The 12,413-nt window shown below is 63.0% G+C and carries 11 protein-coding genes; 1 reads left to right on the top strand and 10 read right to left on the bottom strand.

Features of this window, described 5'->3' with window-relative positions:
* Window position 1 precedes the first annotated feature (1 nt).
* Window positions 2-760 carry an ABC transporter permease gene (locus tag ACFQ6H_RS11555; protein WP_378646172.1) on the bottom strand — a complete coding sequence of 253 codons (759 nt, stop codon included), beginning with the start codon at window positions 758-760 and terminating at the stop codon, window positions 2-4.
* Complete coding sequence (locus ACFQ6H_RS11550; RefSeq protein WP_378646170.1) at window positions 760-1,749, bottom strand: ABC transporter ATP-binding protein; 990 nt, start codon at window positions 1,747-1,749, stop codon at window positions 760-762. The genes ACFQ6H_RS11555 and ACFQ6H_RS11550 overlap by 1 nt, the downstream gene beginning before the upstream one ends.
* A gap of 124 nt (window positions 1,750-1,873) precedes the next feature.
* On the opposite strand from ACFQ6H_RS11550, the gene ACFQ6H_RS11545 reads away from it, so the two are divergent.
* A complete protein-coding gene (locus ACFQ6H_RS11545) occupies window positions 1,874-3,181 on the top strand; it encodes a DUF222 domain-containing protein (RefSeq protein ID WP_378646168.1) in 1,308 nt (435 codons plus the stop codon).
* Here the strand turns inward: ACFQ6H_RS11545 and ACFQ6H_RS11540 are convergent.
* The 8 genes from ACFQ6H_RS11540 to ACFQ6H_RS11505 form a co-directional block, all read right to left on the bottom strand.
* Window positions 3,178-4,779, bottom strand: coding sequence for a substrate-binding domain-containing protein (locus tag ACFQ6H_RS11540; protein ID WP_378539212.1), 1,602 nt, complete (start codon window positions 4,777-4,779; stop codon window positions 3,178-3,180). The genes ACFQ6H_RS11545 and ACFQ6H_RS11540 overlap by 4 nt on opposite strands.
* Window positions 4,780-4,992: 213 nt before the next feature.
* Window positions 4,993-6,405, bottom strand: a complete 1,413-nt coding sequence (locus ACFQ6H_RS11535) for an acyl-CoA synthetase (RefSeq protein ID WP_378646166.1) — start codon at window positions 6,403-6,405, stop codon at window positions 4,993-4,995.
* 12 nt (window positions 6,406-6,417) lie between these two features.
* Window positions 6,418-7,098: a rhomboid family intramembrane serine protease gene (locus ACFQ6H_RS11530; protein WP_378539213.1), complete on the bottom strand. Its 681-nt coding sequence runs from the start codon at window positions 7,096-7,098 to the stop codon at window positions 6,418-6,420.
* Between the two features lie 64 nt (window positions 7,099-7,162).
* On the bottom strand, window positions 7,163-8,266 hold the full coding sequence (gene dapC, locus ACFQ6H_RS11525; protein WP_003945226.1) for a succinyldiaminopimelate transaminase: 1,104 nt from the start codon (window positions 8,264-8,266) through the stop codon (window positions 7,163-7,165).
* Window positions 8,267-8,271: 5 nt separating this feature from the next.
* Window positions 8,272-8,595 (bottom strand): ferredoxin, encoded by a 324-nt coding sequence (gene fdxA / locus ACFQ6H_RS11520; protein ID WP_003945248.1) that lies wholly within the window; start codon window positions 8,593-8,595, stop codon window positions 8,272-8,274.
* Between the two features lie 146 nt (window positions 8,596-8,741).
* On the bottom strand, window positions 8,742-9,500 hold the full coding sequence (locus ACFQ6H_RS11515; RefSeq protein ID WP_378539215.1) for a hypothetical protein: 759 nt from the start codon (window positions 9,498-9,500) through the stop codon (window positions 8,742-8,744).
* The gene (locus ACFQ6H_RS11510) at window positions 9,500-12,058 is read right to left on the bottom strand and encodes a bifunctional FO biosynthesis protein CofGH (protein ID WP_378449102.1); all 2,559 of its coding nucleotides are present in this window, start codon (window positions 12,056-12,058) and stop codon (window positions 9,500-9,502) included. Before ACFQ6H_RS11510 ends, ACFQ6H_RS11515 begins: the two co-directional genes overlap by 1 nt.
* A 118-nt stretch (window positions 12,059-12,176) precedes the next feature.
* The gene (locus ACFQ6H_RS11505; protein ID WP_378646160.1) at window positions 12,177-12,365 is read right to left on the bottom strand and encodes a hypothetical protein; all 189 of its coding nucleotides are present in this window, start codon (window positions 12,363-12,365) and stop codon (window positions 12,177-12,179) included.
* Between the last annotated feature and the right edge of the window lie 48 nt (window positions 12,366-12,413).

Below are 12,413 nucleotides of genomic sequence, written 5' to 3'. Positions count from 1 at the left end.
CCTATGCATCTCGTCTGTTCACGACGACGATGCTGAGCCCGAAGACGACGAGAACGAAGAGGGCAAAGTAGATCAGGCTGCCCCAAGGGCCCCAGTGGAAGTCGACGCTACCGCCGGAACCGAGAAAGTTATTGGCGTTCATGAACGGCAGGAACGGCATGATCTTCTCGCCGATGCTGCCAAACAGGTTGAATAGGTTCTCGATGAGCAGGGGCCACAACAGCAGTAGCGCGATCGCACCCGCAGACTGCCGGAACAACGCCCCCACTCCGACTGCCAGTACCACGCAGAAGAACGCGTAGATCGGTGTTCCGTAAACGACCCGCCAGTTCTCGTCGCCAGACAGAGTAAGGAATGTTCCGGCGTCGCCTGCTGTGGTCTTCGTCAGAGCGAAGGCGCCGAACGACAATACGAGCGTCAATACCGCTCCGAAACCGCCGATGAGGCCGGCCTTGGCGATCAGAACCGAGGCGCGATTTGGAACCGCCTGGAAGGTGGTGCGGATGGTCCCGAAGCGGTATTCGCTGGTGATCGCGAGGGCCGCCATGATCATCAGAACCAACACACCGAAGCCGGTCACTCCACTGAGCGCCCCCGAGACGGTCGGCATCATTGCACCGTTCGAATTGCGGAGCGACGACTTGGCGCTGAGTCCGAAAACGGTAGCGAGCCCCAACCCGAGCACGATGATGATGACCGAGCACCACAGCGGCGACTTGGTCGTGGTGATCTTGATACGTTCAGCACTGAGAACAGCCATTACAGTGCACCTCCCATAGCCTGCTGTGTGTTTGCCTGGTGCGCATTTGCTTGGTGGGCTCCAGCGCCCGGATCGATACCGGACGCGTGGTACTGGACATCGTCTCCGGTCAACTTCATGAACGCATCCTCGAGCGACCCCTGCACAGACGCCAACTCGTACAACATGATTCCCTGCGAACCAGCCAGACCGCCGATCACATCGGTGGTCGAATCCACCACCACCAACACCGGCTCCGGGCCTGAATGGTCCTCGCGGACAGTCAGTCCCTGAGCAGTCAATGCGGCATGGAGAGCGTCCAATTGTGGGCTGCGCACGCGCACCGTCGACTCCGACGAACGATCCACGAACTCCGCGACCGTCGAATCCGAAATCAACCGACCCCGACCGATCACCACCAACTGCTCCGCCGTCAACGCCATCTCCGAGAGGAGGTGACTCGACACGAGCACCGTGCGGCCCTCGGCCGCCAACCGCTGCATGAACTTACGAATCCAGACGATGCCCTCCGGATCGAGACCGTTGACCGGCTCGTCGAACAACAGCACCTTCGGATCACCCAACAACGCACCGGCCAACCCGAGACGCTGCGACATGCCGAGCGAGAACCCGCCGGCCTTCTTGCCCGCCACCTCGGACAATCCGACCAACCCGAGCACCTCGTCGACGCGGGACTTCGGGATCCCGTTCGAGGCGGCCATCCACTGCAGATGCGCTCGCGCACTGCGGTTGGGGTGCACCCACTTGGCATCCAGCAGCGCGCCCACCGTCCGCAACGGTGTTGTGAGTTCGCGGTACGGCTTGCCCTCGATCAACGCCGCACCCGACGTCGGCTGATCCAAACCCAGGATCATCCGCATCGTCGTCGACTTGCCCGCACCGTTCGGGCCCAGAAAGCCCGTCACGATGCCCGGCTTGACCGTGAACGACAAGTCGTCCACCGCTTTCGTCGGTCCGTAAACCTTGGTCAATCCCCTCAGCTCGATCATGAGGACCAGTCAACCATGAAAACCGAACTGTCGGAACTTTCAGACGCCAACAGAGAAATGCGTTGCGTCCGTTCGCTGTCGAAGCTAGTATCGAATGTATGTTCGACACTACCGGGGGGTAAAAGTGACGACGCAAGTATCTGAACAGGCGATATCCAAACAGGCGATATCCGAAGAGACCATCGGACAATTCCGAGCATCACTCGTCAGCATGGATCGTTCCATCGACAACGCAGCACGCGTGGATCTTCTGCGCGCATTGGAAGAATTGAAGGCCAGTTGCGCTGGGGCCCAAGCGTTACTGGCTGCCGATCTCGACGCTTTCACCCGCAACGACCGCGGCGAACGGGGAGTTCGGCGCTCATACCAGGGCCGCGGCATCAATGCGCAGATTGCCCTCGCACGGAGGGAGTCTGCGTGGTTCGGAACGCAGCATCTGAACCTGGCCCGCGCACTGAACGACGAGATGCCGCACACACTTCGACTACTCGTCGACGGCTCCATCAGTGAGCATCAGGCGACGATCCTCATGCGCGAGACTTCATGTCCCACCGCCCAGGATCGCGCTACATTGGATCGCGAGTTCTGCTGCGACGCTGCAATCTTGGACGGATGCGGCAACCATCAACTGACGGAAAGAATCCGCGCACGCACTGCCGAAATCGACGCCGACAGTGTCGCCAGACGAGCACGCAAAGCCGTGGGAAACAGACGAGTGACGGCGCGGCCTGCGCCCGACACGATGTGCTGGCTCAAGGTGCTTCTTCCCGTTGCCGAAGGTATCGCCGTACATGCGACGCTCGGGCGCGATGCAGATTCCGTTCGTGCCGGCGGGGATGAGCGCACGCGAGCTCAGATCATGGCTGACCTCCTGGTCGAGCGTGTCACCGGAATCGGCCGCGCCACAACGACACCCGTTACCGTGAATCTGGTTGTCTCGGATCAGTCACTGCTGGGCGACAGCACCGACCCTGCACACGTCCACGGGTACGGACCTGTGCCAGCCGACATTGCACGCGAATGGATCGCCAAGTCCAGCGAAGACTCCGAAACGATGGCAATGGTCCGAAAGATCTACGCATGCCCCGAAACCGGCGCGATGACCGCGATGGAATCAACGGCGAGAACCTTCCCGAAGGGGTTGGCGCGATTGATCGAACTCCGTGATCGAAGCTGCCGCACTCCGTGGTGCGACGCGCCGGTTCGCCACCGCGACCACATTCGCGATCACAACAAGGGCGGACCCACCAGTGCAGCCAACGGCGCAGGATTGTGTGCGGCATGCAATTACGCCAAGCAGGGCTTGGACTGGTCTGCCGAACCTGCACCAGGCAACCGGCACACCTTCACCACGACGACACCTACCGGGCACCGATATTCGTCTGCGGCTCCGCCACTTCCGATACCGTGGTCCGGTCCCGATGCGGCCTAAGTTCCTCGGTGAGCCAGTGCATTCACGAACACCTCGGAAATCTCCGAGGGATCGCGAGCGATGTACGTCGAACCGCCCGTCACGCGGGAGATATCGGCGAGCGCCGCAGCATCAGCGTCGTCGGTGATGCCGATGGTGACGATGATGACCGGTCGAGCCGGATCCTGCTCGCGTGCAAGAACATCGAGCAGCTGCTCACGGCTGATGCTGTCGGGGTCTTCGTTGGCGCCGTCAGTCAAGATGATGACGCTGTTGACCGCTCTCGGATCGTACGATTCCTGAACCTTACGGAAGGCGGCCAAAGTCGTGTCGTACAAACCTGTGGCGCCACGCTTGAGTTCGGTGAGCCGGTTCGCCTGATCCGCCATCAACTTTCGTTGAGTCACGCCGTCGACAATGGTGTCGTAGCGCCTGATCGGCACCAATTCCTGAAAGTCCTGGGTTCCGTTCATACCTTGGGAGAACGCCCACAGACCGGCAGCGACGCTGTCCGGGAAGACCTGATTGCCGGCAAGAGCCGCACCAGTTGTCAGCTGCATGCGGGTCTTGCCACCGGCCGCCGGATAGTCCATCGAGGCCGACACGTCGATCGCGACCAGCGTTCGGATCGGCTTGGCCATCAACGCCCAAGCACCCAGTGTTTGATCTGCCACCGACTGTTCGGACACGGTCAGTGCCGTGACGTCACCGACGCCACCTTCGACAGCCCCACCGCCGGAAGTGCGGAAACCGTTGCGTGTCAGAACTTCCTGTGCAGATTCACTGTGCAACAAGTCGGCGATGGCGTCACTCTTCTTGGCTGCGGCGTAGTGCCGATCCGGTGCCGAAGCACTCACCACCAGGGGGTAATCCATCATCATGGTTCCCGTCGCCGGCACTGTCGCGGAAATCTTCGACTCGGCTTTCGTGAACTCGACTACCTGCTGCTCGGTCGAAACACCGACCTTCCCGGAGCTGACCAATTCGGTGAGCATCTTCTGTCCTACCGGCTGGTCTTCGGTACGAACACTCTCCGCTTGGGCATGGGGTACAAGTGCCGCTCGAACCGATTCGGAAGTGGCGCCGGTCTCCGCGAGAGCTCCGAGAATGGGCGCCGATGCAACCCCGGTGAACAACGGATTGCCCAGCGCGAGATCGGGGACCTGTAGCGCGGTGAGCCAACTGGCAAACTGTTCGCCACCGCCGGAGGCAAGAACAACAGGCGAGGTGGCGATCGAACCTCCCGCGGCAGCCACCGGCCCCTTGGCCGTCAATGCAGCTTTGCCGACCCACGCTGTCGAATCCGGGATCCACATGTCCGGAGCGTCCACGCCCTTACCCAAAGTTCCCGCAACGTCGCCGGGCAGCGCAGAGGTGACCGTGATCCGCGAGCAGCCCGTCTGCTCCGGCGACGATTCTGCGAGGATCTCCGTGACCGCAGGCGCGATCGCAGGATCTGCTGCCAGCGAGTACTCGTCGACGCTCTCGCAGGAATCGGACTGTGTTGCCTTGAAGACCACCACCCCGGTGGCGACTACCGCGACGGCAACCAACCCACCCACTGCGTAGAACCCGATCGACCGCCCGCTGTCAGGACTCGAATGCCGTCCGCCCGCCATGAAATCTGCCCTTCCGAGGCCACTCGCACTGGGGCATACCGACGGCATGCGTGCGACTGGAGCTATCCCTACCGGGCGGTAGTGTAGCCAAGAACACAGAAATTCCAACTAGCACTGAATCATCCAAGAACCGGCGAGCCCACATTCCGGGACAGGTCGGCTGAATTCACGAACATTCAAGCGTCGCAGCGACTTTTCAGCAAACCGATCGGCTCAGAACAGCTCGCGCTTCTGGACCTTGCCCATCGCGTTACGCGGCAGTGTCTCGGCAAAGCGAACCTCACGGGGACGCTTGTGCGCCGACAACTCTGCCCCGACCAACTCGACCAATTCAGCTTCGGTGACCTCAGGACTCCCGGCCTTTCGGACTACGACGGCGATGATCCGCTGCCCCAGGTCGGCGTCGGGGACACCGATCACCGCAACTTCGGAGACCGAGGGATGCCCGAGGATGGCGGTCTCGATCTCGCCGGCGCCGACTCTGAATCCGCCGGTCTTGATCAAGTCGATGGATTCGCGGCCGACGATTCGGTGGAACCCACCCTCGTCGATGACGGCGACATCACCGGTCTTGAAATAGCCGTCCTCCGTCCAGGACTCGGCGGTTGCGTCTGGACGGTTCAAGTAGCCGTCGAAAAGCATCGGCCCGCGTACCTGTAGGCCGCCGATGCTCTCGCCGTCGTGTGGCACGTCGTTGCCCTTCTCGTCACGAAGACGAGTCTCGACCCCGCGCAGCGGCACGCCGACCCACCCCGGGCGTCGTTCGCCGTCGAAACGCGTGCTCAGGGTCAGCATCGTCTCACTCATGCCGTAACGCTCGATTGGCGTCAATCCTGTTCGCTCACGCAGCTTTTCGAAGACCGGCACAGGAAGAGGCGCGCTACCGGAAACCAGAAGTCGGGCACCGGACAATGCACGGGCAGCTTCTTCGTCTTCGGCGATGCGCGACCAGACGGTGGGGACACCGAAGTAGAGGGAGCCTTTGGCCCGTGCGTAGTTTTCCGGCGTCGGCTTGACGGTGTGGATCACCCGGCTGCCGATCCGGAGTGGGCCGAGGATTCCGAGAATCAGTCCGTGCACGTGGAAGAGCGGAAGCCCGTGCACCAGCGTGTCTCGCCACGTCCAGTCCCAGGCCTCGCCGAGCGCGTCGATCCCGGCTGCGATAGCCGAGCGACTGAGCAGAACACCCTTCGGTGGACCGGTCGTTCCGGACGTGTACAGGACGAACGCTGTGGACTGCGGTGCCGGTTCGGGATAGCTGTGCCACGAGCGAGCGTGCAATCGGACGGGAACCACGGGCAAGCCTTCGCAGTGTTCGTCCGTTTCGCCGAGCCACGCCTGAGCACCGGAGTCACGCAGAATGTGCTCTCGCTCAGCCTTCCCCGAGTCCGGCGGGACCGGCACAACAGTGACGCCGGCAATCAATGCCCCGACGACGGCGAGGATCGTTTTTGCTGTGGGAGTTGCCAATACGGCAACCCGATCGGCCTGCGCCACTCGCTCCGCGACCGAGGTCGCGGCACCGAGAATGGCACTCCGCGAGAGAACCGTGTCACCGATCGTCACGGCGTCGTCGAGGTCGTCACCGCGGGCAACAGCAAGGGGGTTCAGGGATCTCAGCAGCACCACGACAGCATCTCACAGCGCAGATGGTCGCAAACTTTCTCCTGCCCGACGCGCATCCATCGAGTGAGGCGGGAACAGCGTCACCAGCGCCGCCCCCAAGAGAGCCCCGGAAAGAACGGCGAATCCGTGCGCGTCGTCGACCGTCACCAGGGTTGCGCCGCCGACCACAATCACGGCTGTCAGAACAATCTCGGGCATTCGCGGGCGCACCAGGACGCCGATCCCCGCGGCCGCCGCTGCCAGAGCAAGTGTGGCGCCGGAGTTTCCTGCGCCGGTCGACGGGAAAACTGCGGTGGTGAGCAAACCGAACAGCAGTTGACCGAGCAGGAAGAGAGCCCAGCCGCGTGCGGCGCCCCAGAGCCGAAACGCCGGCGGCGCCACCACCGCCAGCGTCACGAGATTGGTGACGGTTCCTGCGACCCCTCCGTCCTGAACGAGCACCGAGGTCAGAATGCGCCACCATTGACCGTCGCGAATCAGAGCGGGATCACGACGAAACATGTCCAGCAGTCCCGGCATCAGCGCCTGCAGGATCGATGGAACTGCCACCACCAGCCAAAGAACAGCGGCCGAAAGAGGGAAGTCTCCGAATATTCGACGATCCTTCAGCCAGGTGAGCATCAACGCAACCGAGGCAACAACGACGGCGACGATCAGTACCGCGTCCAAGCCGCCGGTCCCTGAGGTGGTCACAGCGCGACCTTACATCGGACTGATACCGACATCAGGGAACCTGACACCTGCGAAAGCACACAGTTCAGGCGGAGAGGCGCTTTGCTGCTGCGGCGATTCGTTCGTCTGTCGCGGTGAGAGCGATCCGAACGTGCTTGCTTCCGCTCGGTCCGTAGAACTCACCGGGGGCAACGAGGATCCCACGATCGGCGAACCAACTGACCGTCGCTCGGCATTCCTCGCCGCGCGTCGCCCAGAGGTACAGACCTGCCTCGGAATTGTCGACGGTGAATCCGGCGCCGCGAACAGCTTCGATCAAGACGCTGCGACGCTCGCGGTACCGCTCGCGCTGGATGTTCTCGTGTTGGTCGTCGCCCAAGGCTGCGGTCATCGCGGCTTGGATCGGCAGCGGCAAGATCATTCCCGCGTGCTTGCGCACCTCGAGCAGTTCCGACACCAGAGCAGGGTCACCGGTGACGAACCCGGCGCGATAGCTCGCGAGATTGGATGTCTTCGAAAGTGAGTGGACCGCAAGCAAACCGGTCAGATCACCGTCGTTGACGCGGGGATCGAGAATGGAGAGCGCATCCGCTTCCCAGGTCAATCCGAGGTAGCACTCGTCGGAGACGACGATGGCGCCGCGCTCGCGCGCCCAGGCCACGACCTTCTGCAAGTGCTCGAGGCCGAGCACCTTGCCGGTGGGGTTGGACGGCGAGTTCACGAAGATCATCGCCGCCGACTCGGGACCGAGCTTGTTCAAGCCGTCGGCGCGCAGGACGCGTGCGCCTGCCAACTTCGCCGCGACCTCGTAGGTCGGGTACGCCAACTCCGGAATGACCACTAGATCGTCGGCTCCGAGACCAAGCAATTTCGGCAGCCACGCGATCATTTCCTTGGTACCGATGGCCGGCAGCACCGCTGCCGGATCGACGTCGGGAATGTTGTAGCGGCGATCCAGTGACTCCGCCACGGCCTCGCGAAGCGCGAGCGTGCCATGAGTCGTCGGATATCCGGGCACCTCGGCAACAGAGGCGAGAGCCTCCTGAATCACCGGGTCCACCGGATCCACCGGCGTACCCACGGACAGGTTCACGATGCCGTCGGGATGAGAGTGCGCCTTCGCCGTGACGTCGGCGAGCGAATCCCACGGAAAATCAGGAAGCCCAGCGGCCACCGGAGTACGAGACAAGATCTCTATTCCTCACCCATGGGAGGCAGCGCCTTGATGAACGGCGTGTCGTAGTCGACCTTGCCGAGCTTGGCGGCTCCACCAGGCGAACCGAGATCGTCGAAGAAATCGACGTTGGTGCTGATGTACGCGTTCCACTGGTCCGGGACGTCGTCTTCGTAGAAGATGGCTTCGACGGGACAGACAGGCTCACACGCGCCGCAGTCGACACACTCGTCGGGGTGGATGTAAAGCATGCGTCCACCCTCGTAGATGCAGTCGACAGGGCATTCTTCGATGCACGCCTTGTCCATCACATCTACACACGGTTCAGCAATCGTGTAGGTCACTGCCGATCTCCCTGCCTTCCTGTCGTGCATCGCCGCCGCAACACGCAGTTGCTCGGGGCCGAAAATCCGATACGACTCTCACGTACCGCGGGAACAGCCTATTATCCCCCTGCCTACCGACTCTGAGCAGGCGGGGGTAACACATTTCAGCCTACTGCGGTGATGTTCCTCGACCGAATCGCGATCCACTTCTCCCCCAGGGCGGCCGCGCGTACCAAGGCGCCCCGCTCACCGAGGTAATCCGCCACGACGCCGACCACCGGAATCTTGCCGAGAATCTCGTACGGTTTCGTCCGCGACGGCCGCTTGTGCAGCTCGTCGGTGATGGCGCGGAAAGTCTTCGAGGTGCGCCACAAGGTCCCGATCAATGCGAAGGGGCGCCAGGTCTCGTCGGCGGCGCTGACCGACTTTTCGGCGAAATCCTCACCGGCGAGCAGATCTCGGGACTTGGTCTCACGCCGGCACAGCACCGACGCCAAGAGGTCCACTTGCTGATCCCGTTCGGTCACTCCGTGTTCACGGGCAACCGCAACGAGCACAACGGCCTGATTCGCGAAAGCCAGCAGGTCCTGGATCGGCAACCGATTGAGGAGGACGCCGAAGATGCCGGGGAACGCGACGGCAACGGTGTTGAGTGCACCCAACCTGGTCGTCCACCACTTCGAGCGCTGCTCGTCCGTCATCACCGACCACGCCGCCGTTCCGGGGAATTTGACGACATCGAGGACCCAAGCTGCAGCGTCCAACACCATCGCCGCAGCGTTTCGCTCAGGATCGGTCGGCTCGAAGGTCCGACGCTTGATACCGAGCGGATCGCTGTAGGCGAGGTCGAGAACCGGGTTGATCCCCCATACCGCTCGATCGAGAACCTCGACGACCTTGCGGTCCCCCAGTACATCAGCCATCAGGCAATCGCTCCTTCGCGTCGTGCATGTGTGGTGGTTCGTTCGCGCGCCGGACGTCCGATTCCCTCGGCGATGGCGCGCAGTTCTGCGACGGTCTTCTCGGACCCGTGTTCGGAGCCCGCCATCCGCGAGATCGTCTCTTCCATCAGCGTTCCGCCGAGGTCGTTGGCTCCGCCGTTGAGCATCATCTGTGTTCCGGTGATGCCGAGTTTGACCCAGCTGGTCTGGATGTTGGGAATGCGGCCGTGCAGCATGATGCGTGCCAGCGCGTGCGCAGCGCGGTTGTCCCGATTGGTCGGCCCTGGTCGTGAAGCGCCTGCCAGGTACAGCGGCGCGCTCTGGTGCACGAACGGTAGAAGTACGAACTCCGTGAATCCGCCTGTGCGGTCCTGGATTCCGCGAAGAACATTCAGGTGCCCGACCCAGTGGTGCGGCTGATCGACGTGTCCGTACATCATCGTCGAACTCGACCGCAGTCCTACCTCGTGGGCCGTGGTGACCACTTCGATCCACTCCGCCGTCGGCAGTTTGCCCTTGGTGAGGATCCAGCGCACCTCGTCGTCGAGGATCTCCGCTGCCGTGCCGGGAATGGTGTCGAGGCCCGCCTCGCGCAGAGCCGTCAGCCAATCCCTGATACTTTCACCGCTGCGCGATGCGCCGTTCACGATCTCCATCGGTGAGAACGCGTGGACGTGCATCGACGGCACGCGCTTCTTGACGGCCCGGACCAGGTCGGCGTAACCGGTGACGGGAAGTTCCGGATCGATACCGCCCTGCATGCACACCTCGGTAGCGCCGGCGACGTGCGCTTCCCACGCACGGTCGGCGACCTGGTCTGCCGACAGTGTGAAGGCGTCGGCATCGCCCTTGCGCTGCGCGAACGCACAGAACCGGCAGCCCGTGTAGCAGATGTTGGTGAAGTTGATGTTCCGGTTCACGACGTAGGTGACGTCCTCGCCGACGGCTTCCTTGCGCAGCGCATCCGCGAGTGCCACAACGGCTTCCAGGCCCGGTCCCTCTGCGGTGGCAAGGGCCAGGTATTCGTCGTCGGAGCATCCGGCGGGATCGCGTTCGGCGCTGCGCAGCGCAGCCAGCAGATCGGTGTCGACGCGAATCGGAGCACTGAGCTCGAGGACCTGTTCGCGCACGGTCTCCCAGTCGCCGAACGCACTGCCCAGGTCACTGCGGGTCTCGGTGTTGCGCCCGTCCGTGTCGATCTCCGTATTGAGATCCACACGTCCGCTCGATTCCCACGACTCGTCCGGCTCCTGCCACGGCCGACCCACCGGCTTGGTATCCGGCAAGGCGAGCCCGGTCTTGGGGTCCGCGAGCGCCTGAACGTGACCCGCAATGCGCGGATCGATCCACGGAGCCCCGGCCAGGACATACGCCGGCTGGGCCGCAGTGCGTTCGGTGAGGGTGAAGCCGCCCTCGGCGCTGATCTCGGCCAAGGTCTCGAGATTGGGCCACGGGCGCTCGGGGTTGACGTGATCGGGGGTCAGCGGTGATACCCCGCCCCAGTCGTCGACGCCTGCGCCGAGCAGCGCGAGGCACTCGCTGTTCGAGACGAGATTCGGCGGACTCTGAATCCGCATCGTGGGCCCGAGCAGTAGGCGCGCGACGGCGATGGCCGCGAGAAATTCGTCGAGTCCTGCGTCAGGGGTGTTGCGCATCGCGGTATCAGGCTTGGCCAGGAAGTTCTGAATGATCACTTCCTGGATGTGACCGAACGCCTTCTGCGACTTGCGTATCGCCATGATCGACTCGGCGCGCTCGAGAAAGTTCTCCCCGATGCCCACGAGAATGCCGGTGGTGAACGGAATGTTCAGCCGGCCTGCGTCGGTGAGGGTGCGCAACCGAACCGCGGGGTCCTTGTCCGGGCTTCCGTAGTGGCATTCGCCCTTGTCGGTGAACAGCCGAGTTGCCGTCGTCTCGAGCATCATGCCCATCGACGGCGCGACGGGCTTGAGCCGTGAGAGTTCCTGCCAGCTCATCACACCGGGGTTCAGGTGTGGGAGCAGTCCGGTCTCCTCGAGCACCCGAATCGACATCGCTCGCACGTAGTCGAGGGTGGAATCGTAGCCACGTTCGTCCAGCCATTGCTTTGCTTCCGGCCAGCGAGCCTCGGGGCGATCCCCCAGCGTGAACAGGGCTTCCTTGCAGCCCAATTCGGCGCCTGCCCGGGCAATGTCCAGAACCTCGTCCGGCTCCAGGAACATGCCGTGCCCTTCGGCACGCAGTTTCCCTGGCACGGTGACGAAGGTGCAGTAGTGGCACTTGTCCTGGCACAGACGAGTGAGCGGAATGAAAACTTTCCGCGAGTACGTCACGGTGTTCGGCCGACCCGCTGCCAGCAGACCGGCGTCGCGAACCTTGGCCGCCGAGGAACACAGATCGGTCAGATCGGTTCCCCGTGCCTGCAGCAGCGTTGCCGCCTCGTCGACATTGAGCGTCGCTCCGTCGCGTGCACGACGGAGGACTCGCCGCATCGCCGACGCTGACGGGCCGGGCGACGGACTGGACGAGGCGGACGCGGAAATACCTGGCATCGGAAGCATGGTGGGTTTGCCGGAGTCATCACCAGTTCGGTTCACCTAGCGATCATGCGCCATGTGAGACGACTAGTGCCACCCGGTGCCAGAACAAGGAGGCCTTACTGCCGCGATACCGCCTCGATCACGACGGCCGATAGTCGTCGTCGACCGAGACCTCGACGCGTTGTTCCACCACGTCAGCCACTGGTGCGTCGAGTGGAATATCGGTCAGATCGGGTTCTTCGGGGGCGTTTGGATCTACGGGTGTCGATTGTTCGAGCGCATCTGATTCCGGAGCCTCCGGGTCGAATGTCGCATCTTGTTCGGTCATCACGTGCTCCCTTCGCGGTCGCCACACTCCACGATAGGGCCGATGTCG

The organism is Rhodococcus sp. NPDC056506 (assembly GCF_042794945.1).
Classification (GTDB): Bacteria; Actinomycetota; Actinomycetes; order Mycobacteriales; family Mycobacteriaceae; genus Rhodococcus_F.
This window is presented reverse-complemented; position numbering and strand designations above follow the sequence as displayed.